The sequence below is a fragment of the Ruicaihuangia caeni genome (assembly GCF_040536845.1).
GTDB classification, from domain to species: Bacteria; Actinomycetota; Actinomycetes; order Actinomycetales; family Microbacteriaceae; genus Ruicaihuangia; species Ruicaihuangia caeni.
On record NZ_CP159582.1, the window covers coordinates 1,760,878 to 1,778,611 of the forward strand.

Below are 17,734 nucleotides of genomic sequence, written 5' to 3' on the forward strand. Positions count from 1 at the left end.
GTCGCAGCCTCGATCGATACCGGCGAGAGCGACACCGACCTCGTCGACACCGCACTTTCCGTTGAGACGGATGCGGGGGCGGATGCCGAGGCATCCGGTGCCGCGAACACTCCCGACGCGACCGTCGACGCCCCTGGCACCGCGGCGCGGCCCGTGCTCGTCGTCGACTTCGGTGCGCAGTACGCGCAACTGATCGCGCGGCGCGTGCGCGAGGCGAACGTGTACTCGGAGATCGTGCCGCACACGATCAGCGCGGCGGAGGTCGCGGCGAAGAACCCGGCCGGCATCGTGCTCAGCGGTGGCCCGTCGAGTGTGTACGAGACCGGTGCGCCCGCGCTCGATCCGGGCATCGTCGAGCTCGGTGTGCCGATGCTCGGCATCTGCTACGGATTCCAGGTCATGGCGAAGCAACTCGGCGGCGAGGTCGCGAAGACCGGCCAGCGCGAGTACGGAGCGACTCCTGTCGCGGTGAGCGGCGACGGCGGCGACCTGCTGGCCGGGCAGCCCGCGACCCAGACCACCTGGATGAGCCACGGCGACTCGGTCGTGCGCGCGCCTGAAGGGTTCTCGGTGCTGGCGTCGACGGCATCGACGCCGGTCGCCGCATTCGCCCACGACCAGCGAAAGCTCTACGGCGTGCAGTGGCACCCCGAGGTGAAGCACTCCGAGTTCGGCCAGCGCGTCATCGAGAACTTCCTGCACCGAGCGGCCGGCATCCCGGCCGATTGGAACGCGGGCAATGTCATCGCCGAGCAGGTCGAGCGCATCCGCGCCCAGATCGGTGACGGGAAGGTCATCTGCGGACTCTCCGGTGGCGTCGATTCGGCGGTGGCCGCAGCGCTCGTGCACAAGGCGGTCGGCGACCAGCTCGTCTGCGTGTTCGTCGACCACGGGCTGCTGCGCAAGGATGAGCGCCGCCAGGTGCAAGAGGACTACGTCAAGGCGACGGGCGTGCGCCTGGTGACGGTCGACGCGGAGCAGCAGTTCCTCGACGCACTGGTCGGGGTGAGCGACCCCGAGCAGAAGCGCAAGATCATCGGCCGCGAGTTCATCCGCACGTTCGAGCAGGCCGAGCGCGAGCTTCTGGCCGAAGCGGCGTCTGAGGGGGAGCCGATCCGCTTCCTCGTGCAGGGCACGTTGTATCCCGACGTCGTCGAGTCGGGCGGCGGCAGCGGCACGGCGAACATCAAGAGCCACCACAATGTCGGCGGGCTGCCCGAAGACCTGCAGTTCGAGCTCGTCGAGCCGCTGCGCACGCTGTTCAAGGACGAGGTGCGCGCGATCGGCCGCGAGCTGGGACTGCCCGAGGACATCGTCAACCGTCAGCCGTTCCCGGGCCCCGGCCTCGGCATCCGCATCGTCGGCGAGGTGACGAAGGACCGTCTGGAACTGCTGCGGGATGCCGACGCGATCGTGCGCGAGGAGCTCACCGCGGCGGGGCTCGACACCGAGATCTGGCAGTGCCCGGTCGTGCTGCTCGCCGATGTGCGCTCGGTGGGCGTGCAGGGCGATGGACGCACCTACGGTCACCCCATCGTGCTGCGTCCGGTCTCATCTGAAGACGCGATGACCGCCGACTGGACGCGGTTGCCCTACGACGTGCTCGCGCGCATCTCGAACCGCATCACCAACGAAGTGCGCGACGTCAACCGCGTCGTGCTCGACGTCACCTCAAAGCCCCCCGGCACCATCGAGTGGGAATGACGGCGCGTTCATGAGGGCCCTTTCGGGCCCTCATGCGCCGTCATTCCCGGTTCGACGTCTCGGCGAACCGTCGCGGCTTCAACCTCGCAAACCGCACGCCTGCCAGGTCTAACCCCACGACTTGGCGGGCCCTAGGGATCGCCGAGTCCGCGTGTTCATTCCCGGTCGGGCGTCTCGCCCGACCGTCGCGGCCGCAGGCACTCGCGACAGCACGCCTGCCAGGTGTAGCCGAGCTGGCCAGGCGAACCCTGGCTCAAGCCCTTTCGGGCCCTCATGCGCTGTCCCGGCGCCCGACCGACGCGGCCTCACGCCCTCGCGAGCCCGGCGAGGGTTCGACGCGCCGGCCCCGGTTGCAACCACCGCCGCTGCATCGAACCCCCGCCGAGTTCGAGCGGCTGCACCGGCAGAGGAGCCGGCTAGCGCTTCACCTCGACCTCGACGAACACCACTTCGGCATCCGATTCGTTGACGATGTTGTGCTCAGTGCCCGGTGTGCGGGTGTACGACGCTCCGGCCGCCAGGGTGAACGACCGCGAGTCCGCACCCCGCTCGTTGAGCACGAGCGCGCCGTCCGTCACGGGCACGACGACGTAGTCGAGCTCGTGCGTGTGCCACCCGGTCTCGGTGCCGGGTGCGAAGCGCCACCGCGTGACGCGCACTGTGTCGTCGTCGAGCTGCACTTCAGCATCCGCCTGCCGTCGCTCTGTCATGAATCAATCCTCCCTGAACGGGAGAAGGCCCGGCCGAAGCCGAGCCTTCTCTCTTGAACCATCGAGAACCTTGCACCAGTCCGGTTGAACCTGGCAGGCGTGCGGTCGCGAGTGCTTGCGGCCGCGACGGTCGGTCGAGACGACCGACCGAGTGATCAAGCGCGACGGCCAGAAATGGCCCTCGCTGGGAGCTTGATCACTCAGACCCGCGCAGGATCGCGATGAGGCGCAGGATCTCGAGGTACAGCCACACCACGGTGACCAGGATGCCGAAGGCCGCCTGCCAGCCGTAGACGCGGGGCACGCTGCGCTCGACGCCCGTCTTGATGTTCTCGAAGTCCATCACGAGCGAGTACGCCGCGAGCAGCACGACGAGCACGCCGAGCCACGCGCCAAGGGGCAGACCGAGGAACTCGACACTGCGCAGGCCGAACATGCCGTCGGTCACGCCGAAGATCATGAGGCCGAAGTTCACGAGCGAGAACGCCGCGTAACCGATCATCGCGACGAGGAAGATGCGCGTGAGCTTCGGAGTGGCGCGCACCTTGCCGCTCGCGAAGAGCGCGAGGGTCACACCGACGACCGCGAGGGTTCCCAGCAGCGCCTGCGTGACGATGCCTTCCCACATGGTCGAGAAGAGGTACGAGATGCCGCCGACGAAGACGCCCTCGACAGCCGCATAGGCGAGGATCAGTCCGCGCGAGGGCTGCTTCTTGAAGACGTTGACGAAGCCGAGCACGAGCCCGACGAGCGCAGCGGGAAGCGCTAGCACAGGCACGAACCAGCCCACCGCAGCGCCGAGCAGCAGCACACCGAAGCTGATGACGATCTTCATGATCGTGTCTTCGTACGTCATGCGCTCCGCCTCGGGCAGCACGGGGGCTGCGGGCGCGAGCGGTGCAGTGCCGGCGGGGCGGTCCTGGTCGGTCGCCGAGGGGCGGCCGTAGAGCTCGTTGAGCTGCTCCACGGTCATGCTCGGCGCCTTGCCGCTGAAGGCGGGCGAGTTGCTGAATGCAGGGTTGGCCATGGCGAGGGGTCTCCTTCGATCGCCGTGCGAGTCTTCATGACAATCTATCGGAACGATGGTGTCCGGTGGCTGTGGATTCGCCTCACTCCCGCGATTTTCCGCGCAACCAGGGCCGATCCCGCGATGACCGCCATCGCCCCGGCGAGGGCGGGGAGCAGTTGCGAGTACTCGGAGAAGACGGATGCCGCGAACACTCCGTACGCGATGACGAACAGCCCCGTCACGTAGCTGCGCAGCGGGCGATGGCGCACGAGCAGCCACGCGAGGTAGGGCACGATCAGCGTCCACATCGACTGCGGTCCGGTGAGGATCAACCAGATCTGCACGCCGCAGGGAAACACGACGACGTGGCGCCGCCATCCCGCAGCCGGCATGATCCACCAGCCCACGACGTGCGCCACGGTCCCGGTGATCAACGGCAGCAGGAAGGTCGTACTGGCCGCTTGCAGCCCGATCATGCCCCCCACGATGAGCGCCGCACCCGCGATCGAGCGGCCCTGCCAGGTGCCCCAGCGCAGCGGAAGGGCCATGGTGGGCTCTGCCATCTGCCCGCCGCCGCGGGGTGGCTCGTCGGCGACTTGCTTCGGGGCACGGCGCGGCATCGCGCGTCGCCTGGTGGCGCCGCGTCTCATCCCGCCCGGTTCCGAGCTGCCCATCCCGCTCCCAGTTCTCGCGAACGCCGCCAGTTTAGGGTTCTGGTGTGCGCGCACTCGGAACCCCGCTCGTCATCGGTCACCGTGGCGCGAGCGGATACCGGCCCGAGCACACGCGCACGGCCTACCGTCTTGCCTTCGCGCTCGGGGCCGACGCCGTCGAGCCTGACATCGTCGCAACGCGCGACGGCGTGCTCGTGCTGCGCCATGAGAACGAGATATCGCAGACGACCGACGTCGCCACGCGTCGTGAATTCGCCGACCGCCGCACCACCAAGTCGATCGACGGCGAGTCGGTGACCGGCTGGTTCACCGAGGACTTCACCTGGCCCGAGCTCGCGACGCTCCGTGCGGTGGAGCGCCTGCCCGGCATCCGCAGCTCGAACGCCACCTTCGACGGGCTCGACCCGATCATGCGGTTGAGCGATCTCCTGCCACTCATCGATGAGGCGTCGGATGCCGCCGGCCGGCCGTTGCGACTCGTCGCCGAGCTCAAGCACGCGACCTATTTCGAGTCGATCGGCCTGCCCCTCGATGAGCTCTTCGCGACGGAGGTCGCAGGTTGGGTCCGTGACGAGACGCTGATCACCGAATCGTTCGAGCAGTCAGTGCTCGACAAGCTCATCATTCGAGGAGTGCCCGGCAAGAAGATCTACCTGCACGAAGCGACGGGGGCCGCCGCCGACCTCGTCGCGCGCGACGGTCGCTCGGCCCGCACGTACGAGCAGCAGCGCAGCGAGATCGACCTCGCCGAGCTGGCACGGAACGGCATCCATGGCATCAGCGTCGACAAGGCGGTGCTGCTCGCGGATGCCGCATCCCGGCAGCCGCGAGGCCGTGGCTCCGGCGAGCCGGCATGTTCAACAAGGCTCGGCGGCCTCACCCGAGAGCCCCTCACCGGTCGCGCCCTGGTGGAACGAGCGCACGATCACGGGCTCGAGGTGTACACCTGGACGCTTCGCCCCGAGAACCGCTTCCTCCTGAAACGGCACCGCGGCAAGGGCAGTGCGGCCGACTGGGGCGATTGGCGCGCGGAGTTCGAGGCCGTGCTCAGCACCGGCGTCGACGGCGTCTTCGCCGACCACCCCGACCTGGTGCTCGATGCGATGGAGCGTTCGCGGCTGTCGCGCGACGAGCGGCTCAGTCGCACGAGTCGGGAGCGAACCGGAGACTGAGCACCGACAAGGCGACCGGTGCAGGCGGAGGCAGGGAGCGGACGGATCTTCCCGCAGCCGACCTCAGGCGGCCAGTCGGGCTCATTGTCGGCAGGGGTACCTAGACTTGACCGCGCAATGACCTTCATCCTCGACGGCGTCACCACCCCCGAAGAACGCCTCCTCAGCGGCTTGAACCCGCAGCAGCGCGAGGCCGTGCTCTACCGCGGCGAGGCGCTGCTCATCGTCGCCGGCGCCGGTTCGGGCAAGACCAGCGTGCTCACTCGTCGGATCGCCGGGCTCCTCCAGGCCCGTGAAGCGTGGCCGAGCCAGATCCTCGCCATCACCTTCACCAACAAGGCCGCGAACGAGATGCGCGAGCGGGTCGAGGCGATCGTCGGGCGCGAGGCCGCCGACGGCATGTGGATCTCTACCTTCCACTCGGCGTGCGTGCGCATCCTGCGTCGCGAGGCCGAGACGATCGGCTACACCAAGACATTTACCATCTACGACTCGGCCGACTCTCGCGCGCTCATCAAGCGCATTCTCAAGGAGACGGATGCCGACACGATGGGGTTCACGCCTGGAAGCGTGGCGGCCCGCATCTCGAAGCTCAAGAACGAGCTCGCCGACGTCGACAGCTTCGCCCGACAGGCGAACTTCAACGATCCGAAAGAGGCGCTCTTCGTCGAGATCTTCCGGCGCTACAGCTCGGAGCTCGAGCGCGCGAAGGCGTTCGACTTCGACGACCTCATCGCGCAGACGGTCTACCTGTTCCGTGCGTTCCCGAAGGTCGCGGCGCTCTACCAGCGTCGCTTCCGGCATGTGCTGGTCGACGAGTACCAAGACACCAACCACGCTCAGTACTCGTTGATCAGAGAGCTGACCCGACCGGTCGAAGGGCATGTCGCAGCAGAGCTGGAAGCTGAGCAGGGCTACTCCTCGAGCCAGCGCGCGGCCGACGGCGCCATCCCAGCGGCGTCGCTCACCGTGGTCGGTGACTCCGACCAGTCGATCTACGCCTTCCGTGGTGCCGACATCCGCAACATCGTCGAGTTCGAGCGCGATTTCCCAGGCGCCAAGGTCATCCTGCTCGAGCAGAACTACCGCTCGACGCAGAACATCCTCGACGCCGCCAACGCGGTGATCTCGAACAACTTCGACCGCAAAGACAAGAAGCTGTTCACGACGGTCGGCGGGGGCGACAAGATCGTCGGCTACACCGGCTACTCGGGGCACGACGAGGCGCAGTTCGTCGCCGACGAGATCACGGCGCTGCACGACAGCGGTGTCGACTACCGCGACATCGCGGTGTTCTACCGCACGAACTCCCAGACGCGCGCGCTGGAGGAGATCTTCATCCGCTCGGCGATCCCGTATCGGGTGCTCGGCGGCACGAAGTTCTACGAGCGGGCCGAGATCAAAGACGCGATGGCGTATCTGATCACCGTGGCGAACCCCGACGACCCGATGGCGCTGCGCCGCATCATGAATGTGCCCAAGCGGGGCATCGGGCCCGCCACCGAGGCGGCCCTGCAACTGCACGCCGACACCCGCGGCATCACACTGCGCGAGGCGATGCGCGAGGCAGACCAGCTCGGGCTCGGGCCGAAGGTCACCGGTGCGTTGCGAGAGCTGGCAACCCTGCTCGACGAAGAGATGGAGCGCGCGCCGCGCACGCCCGTTCCCGACACGCTCAAGGCGCTGCTCGAGCGCAGCGGCTACCTCGAAGCTCTTCGCAACTCACGCGACCCGCAAGACGAGGCGCGCGCAGAGAACGTCGAGGAACTGGTCGCGGTGACGCGAGAGTTCCAACGCAGCACCCCCGATGGCACGCTGCTCGACTTCCTCACCGAGGTATCGCTCGTCGCGGCCGCCGACGAACTCGATGACTCCAGTGGCACCGTCTCGCTCATGACGCTGCACACCGCGAAGGGGCTCGAGTTCGACGCGGTCTTCATCACGGGCGTCGAGGAAGACCTCCTCCCGCACCGGATGTCGGCCTCGGAGCCCGGCGGCCCCTCCGAGGAGCGAAGGCTCTTCTACGTAGGCATCACCCGCGCCCGCAAGAAGCTCTACCTGTCTCTTGCGATGACCCGGGCGCAGTTCGGCGACGTGACTGTGGCGATGCCCAGCCGCTACCTGCAGGAGATCCCCGCCGAGCTCATCCAGTGGAAGCAGTCGCCCGGCATGGCGAACTCGCGCGGCGGCAGCCAGCCCAGGGCGCTCAACGCGCGGCGCGAGCGCGGCTTCAACCTTCGCGACTCGCTGCCGCCCGCGCCCTCGAAGCCGCGCGTGAAGACCGAGTGGACCAACCAGGTCACGGGCAAGATGCGCGACAACGGCGACCTCACGCTCGCAGCGGGCGACCGCATCCGCCACACCGACTTCGGCGAAGGCCGCGTCACCTCCGTGAGCGGGCAGGGCGCGAAGTCGATCGCCGAAGTGCAGTTCGACCAGGTCGGCCGCAAGCGACTGCTCATCAAGATCGCGCCGATCGAGAAGCTCTAGGCGTCCAGTTCGTCAATCCGGGCGGGGTGGACGGGCCTCCACCGTCACGGGCCGTGGCGCGCTCAGCGGCGGGGGTAAACTGGCCCGCGGCCCATTTGTCTCGATATCGAACTATCTCGAGGTCAAGACACTGGAAGATCATCGCCCTCGACGGAGCATTGGAAGAGCACTGTGGATCTTTTCGAGTACCAGGCCAGGGACCTCTTTGAGTCCTACGGCGTGCCAGTACTGCCCGGCCTGGTGGCCGACACCCCCGACGAAGCGAAGGCTGCGGCCGAGAAGCTCGGCGGCACGGTCGTCGTCAAGGCGCAGGTGAAGACCGGCGGCCGCGGCAAGGCCGGCGGTGTGAAGGTCGTGCACAACCCCGATGACGCGTATGCCGCGGCCGAGCAGATTCTCGGGCTCGACATCAAGGGACACGTGGTCAACCGCGTCATGATCGCGGCGGGCGCGCGCATCGCCAAGGAGTTCTACTTCTCGGTGCTGCTCGACCGGGCGAACCGCTCCTACCTCTCGCTCTGCAGTGTCGAGGGCGGCATGGAGATCGAGCAGCTCGCGGTGGAGCGTCCTGACGCGCTCGCCCGCATCGAGGTCGACCCGCTCACCGGCATCGACAAGGCCAAGGCTCTCGAGATCGCCAAGGCTGCTCGCTTCGATGACGACCTCGTCGAGAAGGTCGCGGATGTCTTCGTGAAGCTCTACGAGGTGTACAAGGGCGAAGACGCCACCCTCGTCGAGGTGAACCCGCTCGTGCTCACCGAAGACGGCGAGCTCATCGCGCTCGACGGCAAGGTCACCCTCGACGACAACGCCGAGTTCCGCCACCCGAAGCACGAGCAGCTCGAAGACAAGTCGGCTGCCGACCCGCTCGAGGCGAAGGCCAAGGAGCAGGACCTCAACTACGTGAAGCTCGACGGTGAGGTGGGCGTCATCGGCAACGGCGCCGGCCTGGTGATGAGCACCCTCGACGTCGTCGCCTACGCGGGCGAGAACCACGGCGGTGTGAAGCCGGCGAACTTCCTCGACATCGGCGGCGGAGCGTCAGCAGAGGTCATGGCTGCGGGCCTCGACGTGATCCTCGGCGACCCGCAGGTGAAGAGCGTCTTCGTGAACGTCTTCGGCGGCATCACCGCCTGCGACGCGGTTGCGAAGGGCATCGTCGGTGCGCTCGCCGAACTGGGCTCGACCGCCAACAAGCCGCTGGTCGTGCGACTCGACGGCAACAACGTCGAGGAGGGCCGCCGCATCCTCACCGCGGCGAACCACCCGCTGGTCACCCTCGCCGCGACCATGGACGAGGGCGCCGACAAGGCTGCCGAGCTCGCCCACAACGCTGCCTGAACGAGAAACGGACTCCGGAACAATGTCAATCTTCCTCAACAAGGACTCCAAGGTCATCGTCCAGGGCATCACGGGCGGTGAGGGCACCAAGCACACGGCGCTCATGCTGAAGGCCGGCACCAACATCGTCGGCGGCGTCAACGCCCGCAAGGCCGGCACCACGGTGCTGCACGGTGACAAGGAACTGCCGGTGTACGCGAGCGTCGCCGAAGCGATGGAGAAGACCGGCGCCGACGTGTCGATCGCGTTCGTGCCGCCGGCATTCACCAAGGACGCGATGATCGAAGCCATCGACGCTGAGATCCCGCTGCTCGTCGTGATCACCGAGGGTGTGCCCGTCGGCGACACCGCTGAGGCATGGGCACACGCGAAGGCCAAGGGCAACAAGACGCGCATCATCGGCCCCAACTGCCCGGGCATCATCACGCCCGACGAGGCGCTCGTCGGCATCACCCCGGCGAACATCACGGGCAAGGGCCCCATCGGCCTGGTGTCGAAGTCGGGCACCCTGACCTACCAGATGATGTACGAGCTGCGTGACTTCGGCTTCTCGACCGCCATCGGCATCGGCGGCGACCCGGTGATCGGCACGACGCACATCGACGCACTCAAGGCGTTCGAGGCCGACCCCGAGACCAAGGCGATCGTCATGATCGGCGAGATCGGCGGCGACGCCGAGGAGCGCGCGGCCGAGTTCATCAAGGCCAATGTGACCAAGCCCGTGGTGGGCTACGTCGCCGGCTTCACCGCGCCCGAGGGTAAGACCATGGGCCACGCCGGCGCCATCGTCAGCGGCTCCGCCGGCACCGCCCAGGCGAAGAAGGAAGCGCTCGAGGCCGCAGGCGTGAAGGTCGGCAAGACGCCGTCCGAGACCGCGCAGCTGATGCGCGAGATCCTGCAGTCGCTCTAAGCGCACACAGGGTCGGGTTCACCGACTGTCGACCGGATGCCGGGGCCGCGAGTCCGCGCCCCGGCATCCGTCATTTCCGCCCAGACCGGACTCGCCATCGAGATGCCACGAAGTGCACACGATCCGCAGCATTCGTTGCAGTTCCTGTCATCTCGTCGCGTCGTCTCCCGGCTGGACGCCGCGGAGCAACGGTGAGGCGACAGCGGCACCGGGTGTCACCGCGCGCCGCGCGGGAAGGGCACCGCGCGGAGGTTAGGGTCGAGCGCGTATGAACCGCCGCTTCACCATGCTTCTGGCCGCGTTCGAGACCGCGGTCGTGGTCGCCGTCGGGGTGGCGATCCCGCTCGCGGTCACCACGGTGCTCTGGGGCTTCCACTTTCAGCTCGCCCTCGGCTGGGACGTCTTCTGGCGGGCCGCCGTCGATCTCTGGCTGGTCGGCCACGGCGTGGACGTGCTCGTCCGAGTCGATCCGGAACTCGCCGCGTCGATGGGGATCGCGGAGGTGGATGCCGCCTTCGTCGTGACCATCGCGGCGCTCGGCTTCGCGCTGCTCACGGTATTGCTCGCGCTCCGAACGGGCCGGCGCATCGCCGAGACCCCGCACCGGTTCATCGGAGAATCGGTGGCGCTGGGCACGTTCGCCCTCTTGTCGCTGCTGCTGACGGTGAGTGCCGACTTCCCGGCGGTCAGCCCCTCGCTCTGGCAAGGTCCGCTGCTGCCCACGGTGGTGTTCGCGATCGGCCTGTTCATCGGGTCGACGCGAGAGCGGCTGCGCAACCCGGCCGAGCAGCACGGCAGCAGCATCCGCGATTGGATCGACGACTGGCCGCCCACGGTGAGGGACGTCGCGGCATCCGCTCTTCGCACCGGCGCCGCCGCCGCGGCCACCGTGGTCGGGGTGGCCGCTGTCGCTCTGGGAGTGCAGATCGTCACGCACTACGCCGAGATCATCCGTCTCTACGAGGCCGGACAGACCGGCATGCTCGGGGGCGCGGTGGTGACCTTCGCCCAGCTCGCGCTCCTTCCGAACCTCGTCATCTGGACGGCTGCCTGGTTCATCGGCCCCGGGTTCGCCATCGGTGCGGGATCATCGGTCGGTCCGCTCGGCACAGCGCTCGGCCCGCTGCCGACAGTGCCGGTGCTCGGAGCGCTGCCGACCGGCGAACTCGAGTGGGGTGTGCTGGGACTCTTAGTGCCCGTGGTGGCCGGGTTCCTCGCAGGGGCGCTCACTGTCGTGACGTCGCGTGATCGTGCTCCGCTCATGCACCTGGCCGGGGGAGCGGGAGCGGGCATCGTGGCGGGTCTCTCGCTGGGTCTGCTCGCCTGGGCGTCCGCTGGTTCTGCGGGGCCCGGACGGCTCGCCACGGTCGGCCCCGACCCGCTCGCGGTCGCGCTGTGGGCGGCCTTGGAGATCGGCGTGGCCGCCGCGCTGGGGAGCCTCGCGACCGGGTTCGCGCGTGATCGCCGCCGCATGAGCAGCGAGGCCGTGCCGCTAGGCTAGAACGGTGTTGCGCCTGGTCGTCCTGATCTCTGGCGGCGGGTCGAACCTCCGCGCGTTGCTCGACTCCGCAGCGGATGCCGGGTTCCCCGCGCGCATCGTCGCGGTGGGCGCCGACCGAGACGCAGGCGGGCTCGCGCACGCCGAGGAGCTCGGCATCCCGACCTTCGTGGTCGCGCCATCCGGCTTTCCGACCCGCGAGGCCTGGGGCGAGGAACTGCTCGAGCAGATCCAGCGATGGCAGCCTGATCTCGTCGTGCTCAGCGGCTTCATGCGGTTGCTGCCCGAACGGATGGTCGCGGCTCTCAGCCCGGCGCTCATCAACACCCATCCCGCCTACCTGCCCGAGTTCCCCGGCGCGCACGGCGTTCGCGACGCGCTGGCCGCCGGAGTGGTCGAGACGGGCGCATCCGTGATCGTCGTCGACAACGGAGTCGATACGGGGCCGATCATCGCCCAGCAGCGCGTGCCAGTGCTGCCGGGCGACACGGAAGCCACCCTGCACGACCGCATCAAGCCCGTCGAGCGCGAACTGCTTCGGCAGGTCATCCTCGACATCGCCACCGGCCGTCTCGAATTGAAGGAGCTCGCACGATCATGAGCGCGCCTCGTAGCCAGGATCCAAGCCTCTACCGCGACCGCGACGTCGTGCCGGTCAAGCGAGCGCTGATCTCCGTGAGCGACAAGACCGGTCTCGCCGACTTCGCGGTCGAGCTCGCGAAGGCCGGCGTCGAGCTGGTGTCGACCGGCTCCACCGCCGCCACCATGCGTGAGGCCGGCGTGGACGTTCGCGATGTGGCCGAGCTCACCGGGTTCCCGGAGTCGCTCGACGGCCGTGTCAAGACGCTGCACCCCGCCGTGCACGCCGGCATCCTCGCCGATCTGCGGCTCGAAGATCACGAGCGCCAACTGGGCGAGCTCGGAATCGCGCCGTTCGAGCTCGTCGTGGTCAACCTGTACCCCTTCACCGAGACGGTGATGAGCGGGGCCGCCGCCGCCGACGTCATCGAGAACATCGACATCGGAGGCCCGACGCTCGTGCGCGCGGCAGCGAAGAACCACGCGAACGTCGCGATCGTGGTCGACCCCGAGGACTACGCCGAAGTGCTCGATGCCGTGCGTCAGGGCGGAACCCCGCTCGGCCTGCGTCGGCAGCTCGCCTCGATCGCCTTCGATCACACCGCCTCGTACGACGCCGCCGTCGCGAGCTGGTTCGCCGCGAACGTGTACGACCCGTGGGAAGAGCTCGACGAGGTATTCGAAGACGCCGACCTCGAAGCGGACGTCGAGGGCGAAGAGTCCGACGACGCCGGGTGGGGCGACGGCATCGGCCTCGACGCGGAGCTTGGTCAGGTGCTGCGCTACGGCGAGAACTCCCACCAGTCAGCCGCCCTCTACGTGGGCGACGGCGCGGCCGGGATCGCCCAGGCGGTGCAGCTGCACGGCAAGGAGATGTCGTACAACAACTACGTGGATGCGGATGCCGCGCTGCGCGCAGCGTACGACCACACCCAGCCGGCGGTCGCCATCATCAAGCACGCCAATCCCTGCGGCATCGCGATCGGCGACACGATCGCGGCGGCTCACCGGCTCGCGCACGAGTGCGATCCCGTATCGGCCTTCGGTGGAGTGATCGCCGCGAACCGCACCATCACGCGTGAGGCGGCGGAGTCGATCAAGGACATCTTCACCGAGGTCATCGTCGCCCCGGGGTTCGAGCCGGGAGCGCTCGAACTGCTCACGCAGAAGAAGAACCTGCGCCTGCTGCAGCTTCCCGACGACTACGAGCGCGACGAGCTCGAGCTGCGTCAGATCTCGGGCGGGCTGCTCGTGCAGGAGCCCGACGACCACTTCGCCCCGGCCTCCGAGTGGACGTTGGCGACCGGTCGACCGGCGGATGACGCAACCCTCGCCGATCTCGAGTTCGCGTGGCGAGCGGTGCGCGCGGTGAAGTCGAACGCGATCCTGCTTGCCTCGGGCGGAGCGTCGGTCGGTGTCGGCATGGGCCAAGTGAACCGGGTCGACTCCTGCCACCTCGCGGTGCAGCGCGCCGGCGCTCGCGCGGCGGGCAGTGTCGCGGCATCCGACGCGTTCTTCCCGTTCGCCGACGGACTCCAGGTGCTCATCGACGCGGGTGTGAAGGCTGTGGTGCAGCCCGGTGGGTCGGTGCGTGACGCCGAAGTGATCGAGGCCGCCGAGAAGGCTGGCGTGACCATGTACTTCACGGGCGAGCGCCACTTCTTCCACTGAGCGCGGCGCTGAGCGCGGCACTGCGCGCTGCACTGCGCTCGGCGCCGAGCGCTGCCGAGCGCCGCACTGAGCCCGGCACCGAGCGCTGCCGAACGCTGCACTGAGCGGGGCTTGTCGGCACCCCTGAGGAGTCGATAGGCTGATCGGCTGCTGCCGCGCGTCCGCGACCGAAGGACGCCCGTCGGCAGGCGGGATCATCGCGAGCGGTGCAGGGGCTATGACGCCTCGCGCCGACGCCGTGGGAGCCCGCAGCATCCGCCAATCCGGCAGGCCGCACGATGGTCCGCCGCAGCCGCGTCACACCACGACGCTCTCAGGAAGCATGATGTCGCCCCGACCGCACTCGACCGACCGCCACAAGTCACGTGACCGCCGCAAGCCACGTGACCCCCGCCAGTCACGCCCCTCAACGGCGCGCGCCATCGCGCGTCTCTACCCCTGGGCGCGACCGGCGCTGCCGCGCATCGTGCTGGGCGCCGTCGCCGCCCTCACGGGCGCGGTGGTGGCGCTGCTGATCCCGCAGGTGCTGCGCTCACTCGTCGACGGCGGCCTATCGGATGGCGACCCCGCCGCGATCTGGCCCGCTGTCGGACTGGTGACCGCACTCGGTGTGCTCGAAGCCGGCATGGTCGCTCTCCGACGGTGGTTCGTGCTCGTTCCGGGCACGCGGGTCGAAGCGGCCATGCGCCAGGACTTCTACGCGAAGCTGCAGGACCTGCCCGTCTCGTTCCATGATCGATGGCCAAGCGGTCAGCTGCTCTCGCGTGTGGTGAGCGACCTGAACCTGATCCGCCGATGGCTCTCGTTCGGCATCGTGCTGCTTGTGGTGAACACCGTCACCATCCTCATCGGAATGCTGCTGCTCTGGCAGCTCAGCTGGCAGCTCGCGGTGCTGTTCCTCATCTGCTCCGTGCCGCTCTGGGTGTACGGCTACCGCTTCGAGAACAAGTACTCGGCCGTCGCCCGCCGCAGCCAAGACCAGGCGGGCGACCTGGCCACCACGGTCGAGGAGTCGGTGCACGGCATCCGGGTGCTCAAGGCGTTCGGCCGCGGGCATCACGCGCTGGAGCGCTTCTCGCAGCAGGCCGAGGAGCTCCGCACCACCGAGATGGAGAAGGCGCGTGCCATCGCGGGCATCTGGCTGTGGCTGCTGCTCGTGCCGGATGTCACCTTCGCGCTCTCGCTCTTCGGCGGCGCGCTGCTGGCAGTCGCCGGCGAGGTGTCGGTCGGCGCGCTGGTCGCCTTCTTCGCGACCGCGACCGTCTTGCGGTGGCCGGTCGAGTCCATCGGATTCCTGCTGTCGATGACCTTCGATACCCGCACGGCCGTCGACAGGTTCTTCGAGGTGATGGACGAGCGAAACACGATCGTCGACCCCGTTGCGCCCTCGACAGTGGCGCGTCCGCAGGGACGTCTGACGTTCGAGGACGTGCACTTCCGTTACCACGACGCCCCGGCGGGCCAGCGCGATCTGCTCGACGGCATCGACCTCGACATCCGGCCCGGCGAGACGATCGCCCTTGTGGGCCTTACCGGTTCGGGTAAGTCGACCGTCACCGCGCTGACGACGCGGCTCTACGACGTGACAGGCGGGCGCATCCTCCTCGACGGCATCGACATCCGCGACCTCACCCGTGAAGAACTTCGCAGCCACATCGCGATGGCGTTCGAAGACGCGACGCTGTTCTCGGCATCCGTGCGCGACAACGTGCTGCTGGGGAATCCGGATGCCGACGACGACGCGTTGCGCGAGGCGCTCGAGATCGCGCAAGCCGGCTTCGTGTACGAGCTGCCCGAAGGGGTCGACACCATGGTCGGCGAGGAGGGCCTGAGCCTCTCGGGCGGGCAGCGCCAGCGCCTCGCCCTGGCTCGAGCGGTCGCGGCGAAGCCCAGCGTGCTGGTGCTCGACGACCCGCTCTCGGCGCTCGACGTCGACACCGAAGCGCTCGTGGAGCAGGCGCTTCGCCAAGTGCTCGCCTCGACGACCGCGGTCATCGTTGCGCACCGGCCCTCCACGGTGATGCTCGCGGATCGCGTCGCGCTGCTGGAGCACGGGCGGGTCACGGCCGTCGGCACGCACTCCGAGCTGCTCGCCGGCAATGACCACTACCGCTTCGTGCTCAGTTCGCTCGAGCACGAGACACGACCCGAGCGAGAGGAGGCCCGCGCATGAGCGTCATCGGCGTAGAAGGCGAAGACCGCGAGCACCTGTCGAAGGAGGAGCGGCGTCACCTCAGGCGGCGCTCATTCGCGCTGCTCCGCTCACTGCTGCACCCCGTACGCGGCACCGTCGCCCTCACGGCTGCCGTCGTGGTGATCAGCTCCGCGGCGCAGGTCGCCGGCCCTGCCTTGATCGCCTATGGCATCGATGCAGGACTGCCCGCGCTGCTGCGCAATGATCGGCTGCCACTCGGGCTTGCCGTCGGCGCGTACATCGCGACGGGCGTACTGGGCGCGGTGCTCATCGCGTGGTACACCGTGCTGACGGCGCGCGTGAGCCAGGCGATCCTGATCGATCTGCGTCGTCGCATCTTCCTGCACACGCAGAAGCTGAGCCTCGAGTTCCATGAGAACTACACCTCAGGTCGAATCATCGCGCGTCAGACCAGCGACCTCGACGCCATCAAGGAGCTGCTGAACTCCGGGCTCAACCAGCTCGTGCAGGGCGGGCTCTACATGCTCTTCGTCGGCGTGGCGATGTTCATCGTCGATTGGGTGAGCGGCCTGGTGCTGCTCGCATCGATCGTGCCGTTGGCCGTGCTCACGCGGTGGTTCCAGCTCAAGAGCGAGCGGCTGTTCCGGAGAACCCGGGTGGCGTCGGCGCGATTGATCGTGCACTTCGTCGAGACCATGACCGGCATCCGAGCCGTCAAGGCGTTCCGGAAGGAGCGGCGCAACGACGATGAGTTCGCCGAGCAGGTCGAGGAGTATCGCTCCGCGAACGCGAAGGTGATCGGTGCCTTCGGCACCTACGAACCCGGACTCATCCTCATCGGCAATCTCGCGCTCGCCGCGGTGCTGCTGATCGGCGGGTTCCGTGTCGTCGACGGCTCGCTCGCGATCGGCGTGCTGCTCGCTGCGCTGCTGTACACCCGCAACTTCTACGCCCCGGCCGAAGACATGGCGATGTTCTACAACTCGTACCAGTCGGCATCGGCCGCGCTCGAGAAGATCTCCGGCGTGCTCGAAGAGCTGCCGGGCGTGCCCGACCCGGCCGATTCGGAACCGCTGGGTCATCCCGCGGGGCATCTCGAGTTCGACGCGGTCACGTTCGCCTACACACCGGCGCGGGTGGTGCTGCCGCAGTTCTCGCTCGACATCCCGGCCGGGCAGACCATCGCCCTGGTCGGCACGACCGGTGCCGGCAAGTCGACGCTCGCCAAACTCATCTCGCGCTTCTACGACCCGAGCGACGGCGCCGTCAGGCTCGACGGCGTCGACCTGCGTCGACTGAAGCCGGATGACCTTCGCCGCGCCATCGTGATGGTGACGCAGGAGGCGTATCTCTTCAGCGGCTCGGTGGCCGACAACATCGCTCTCGGGAAGCCGGGCGCGAGCATGGCTGAGATCACGGATGCCGCCAAAGCGGTGGGCGCGCACGACTTCATCGTCGCGTTGCCCGACGGCTATGACACCGACGTGAACAAGCGCGGCGGGCGTGTGTCGTCGGGCCAGCGACAATTGCTGTCGTTCGCACGGGCGTTCCTGGCTGATCCGGCCGTGCTGATCCTCGACGAGGCGACGGCGTCGCTCGACATCCCGAGCGAACGGCTCGTGCAGCGCGGGCTCCAGACCCTGCTCGCCGACCGGACGGCGATCATCATCGCGCACCGTCTCTCGACCGTCGCGATCGCCGACCGTGTGCTCGTGATGGAGCACGGCCGCATCGTCGAAGACGGCGCTCCTGACGACCTCATCGCCGGTGACGGCCGCTTCGCTCGGCTCCACAGCGCCTGGCGCGACTCGCTGGTCTGAG

Annotated in this window: 13 protein-coding genes; 10 read left to right on the forward strand and 3 right to left on the reverse strand. The window is 68.3% G+C overall.

What is annotated here, in order from left to right; genetic code table 11:
• Positions 1-153 precede the first annotated feature (153 nt).
• Entirely contained in the window at positions 154-1,704 is a 1,551-nt protein-coding gene (gene guaA, locus ABV606_RS08200) for a glutamine-hydrolyzing GMP synthase (RefSeq protein WP_353988799.1), read from the forward strand.
• Positions 1,705-2,120: 416 nt separating this feature from the next.
• Here guaA and ABV606_RS08205 read toward each other — a convergent pair whose 3' ends face one another.
• From ABV606_RS08205 to ABV606_RS08215, 3 genes are all read right to left on the reverse strand, one after another.
• Positions 2,121-2,414 (reverse strand): cupin domain-containing protein, encoded by a 294-nt coding sequence (locus tag ABV606_RS08205; RefSeq protein WP_281488415.1) that lies wholly within the window; start codon positions 2,412-2,414, stop codon positions 2,121-2,123.
• Positions 2,415-2,610: 196 nt separating this feature from the next.
• Positions 2,611-3,441 (reverse strand): Bax inhibitor-1/YccA family protein, encoded by an 831-nt coding sequence (locus tag ABV606_RS08210; protein ID WP_353987334.1) that lies wholly within the window; start codon positions 3,439-3,441, stop codon positions 2,611-2,613.
• 44 nt (positions 3,442-3,485) lie between these two features.
• Positions 3,486-3,986 carry a hypothetical protein gene (locus tag ABV606_RS08215; RefSeq protein WP_281488417.1) on the reverse strand — a complete coding sequence of 167 codons (501 nt, stop codon included), beginning with the start codon at positions 3,984-3,986 and terminating at the stop codon, positions 3,486-3,488.
• A 155-nt stretch (positions 3,987-4,141) separates the two neighbouring features.
• Here ABV606_RS08215 and ABV606_RS08220 point away from each other — a divergent pair, with 155 nt between their 5' ends.
• The 9 genes from ABV606_RS08220 to ABV606_RS08260 all read left to right on the forward strand — a co-directional run bounded on the left by ABV606_RS08220 (position 4,142) and on the right by ABV606_RS08260 (position 17,733).
• Complete coding sequence (locus ABV606_RS08220) at positions 4,142-5,269, forward strand: glycerophosphodiester phosphodiesterase family protein (protein WP_353987335.1); 1,128 nt, start codon at positions 4,142-4,144, stop codon at positions 5,267-5,269.
• 117 nt (positions 5,270-5,386) lie between these two features.
• Complete coding sequence (locus tag ABV606_RS08225; protein WP_353987336.1) at positions 5,387-7,759, forward strand: ATP-dependent helicase; 2,373 nt, start codon at positions 5,387-5,389, stop codon at positions 7,757-7,759.
• A gap of 171 nt (positions 7,760-7,930) precedes the next feature.
• Complete coding sequence (gene sucC, locus ABV606_RS08230; protein ID WP_353987337.1) at positions 7,931-9,100, forward strand: ADP-forming succinate--CoA ligase subunit beta; 1,170 nt, start codon at positions 7,931-7,933, stop codon at positions 9,098-9,100.
• 22 nt (positions 9,101-9,122) lie between these two features.
• Positions 9,123-10,010 carry a succinate--CoA ligase subunit alpha gene (sucD, locus tag ABV606_RS08235; protein ID WP_353987338.1) on the forward strand — a complete coding sequence of 296 codons (888 nt, stop codon included), beginning with the start codon at positions 9,123-9,125 and terminating at the stop codon, positions 10,008-10,010.
• Positions 10,011-10,278: 268 nt separating this feature from the next.
• Entirely contained in the window at positions 10,279-11,511 is a 1,233-nt protein-coding gene (locus tag ABV606_RS08240) for a cell division protein PerM (protein WP_353987339.1), read from the forward strand.
• 4 nt (positions 11,512-11,515) lie between these two features.
• Positions 11,516-12,109 carry a phosphoribosylglycinamide formyltransferase gene (gene purN / locus ABV606_RS08245; protein ID WP_353987340.1) on the forward strand — a complete coding sequence of 198 codons (594 nt, stop codon included), beginning with the start codon at positions 11,516-11,518 and terminating at the stop codon, positions 12,107-12,109.
• A complete protein-coding gene (gene purH, locus ABV606_RS08250) occupies positions 12,106-13,758 on the forward strand; it encodes a bifunctional phosphoribosylaminoimidazolecarboxamide formyltransferase/IMP cyclohydrolase (protein ID WP_353987341.1) in 1,653 nt (550 codons plus the stop codon). The genes purN and purH overlap by 4 nt, the downstream gene beginning before the upstream one ends.
• A 325-nt stretch (positions 13,759-14,083) precedes the next feature.
• Complete coding sequence (locus tag ABV606_RS08255; RefSeq protein ID WP_435415546.1) at positions 14,084-15,931, forward strand: ABC transporter ATP-binding protein; 1,848 nt, start codon at positions 14,084-14,086, stop codon at positions 15,929-15,931.
• The gene (locus ABV606_RS08260; RefSeq protein ID WP_353987343.1) at positions 15,928-17,733 is read left to right on the forward strand and encodes an ABC transporter ATP-binding protein; all 1,806 of its coding nucleotides are present in this window, start codon (positions 15,928-15,930) and stop codon (positions 17,731-17,733) included. The genes ABV606_RS08255 and ABV606_RS08260 overlap by 4 nt, the downstream gene beginning before the upstream one ends.
• The last annotated feature ends 1 nt before the right edge of the window (position 17,734 follow it).

What these genes read in the sequence shown, in the direction of transcription:
- ABV606_RS08205 (WP_281488415.1), bottom strand. Translation starts at nt 2,414, where the DNA reads ATGACAGAGCGACGGCAGGCGGATGCTGAAGTGCAGCTCGACGACGAC.
- ABV606_RS08210 (WP_353987334.1), bottom strand. Translation starts at nt 3,441, where the DNA reads ATGGCCAACCCTGCATTCAGCAACTCGCCCGCCTTCAGCGGCAAGGCG.
- ABV606_RS08215 (WP_281488417.1), bottom strand. Translation starts at nt 3,986, where the DNA reads ATGGCAGAGCCCACCATGGCCCTTCCGCTGCGCTGGGGCACCTGGCAG.
- ABV606_RS08225 (WP_353987336.1), top strand. Translation starts at nt 5,387, where the DNA reads ATGACCTTCATCCTCGACGGCGTCACCACCCCCGAAGAACGCCTCCTC.
- sucD (WP_353987338.1), top strand. Translation starts at nt 9,123, where the DNA reads ATGTCAATCTTCCTCAACAAGGACTCCAAGGTCATCGTCCAGGGCATC.
- ABV606_RS08240 (WP_353987339.1), top strand. Translation starts at nt 10,279, where the DNA reads ATGAACCGCCGCTTCACCATGCTTCTGGCCGCGTTCGAGACCGCGGTC.
- purH (WP_353987341.1), top strand. Translation starts at nt 12,106, where the DNA reads ATGAGCGCGCCTCGTAGCCAGGATCCAAGCCTCTACCGCGACCGCGAC.
- ABV606_RS08255 (WP_435415546.1), top strand. Translation starts at nt 14,084, where the DNA reads ATGTCGCCCCGACCGCACTCGACCGACCGCCACAAGTCACGTGACCGC.
- ABV606_RS08260 (WP_353987343.1), top strand. Translation starts at nt 15,928, where the DNA reads ATGAGCGTCATCGGCGTAGAAGGCGAAGACCGCGAGCACCTGTCGAAG.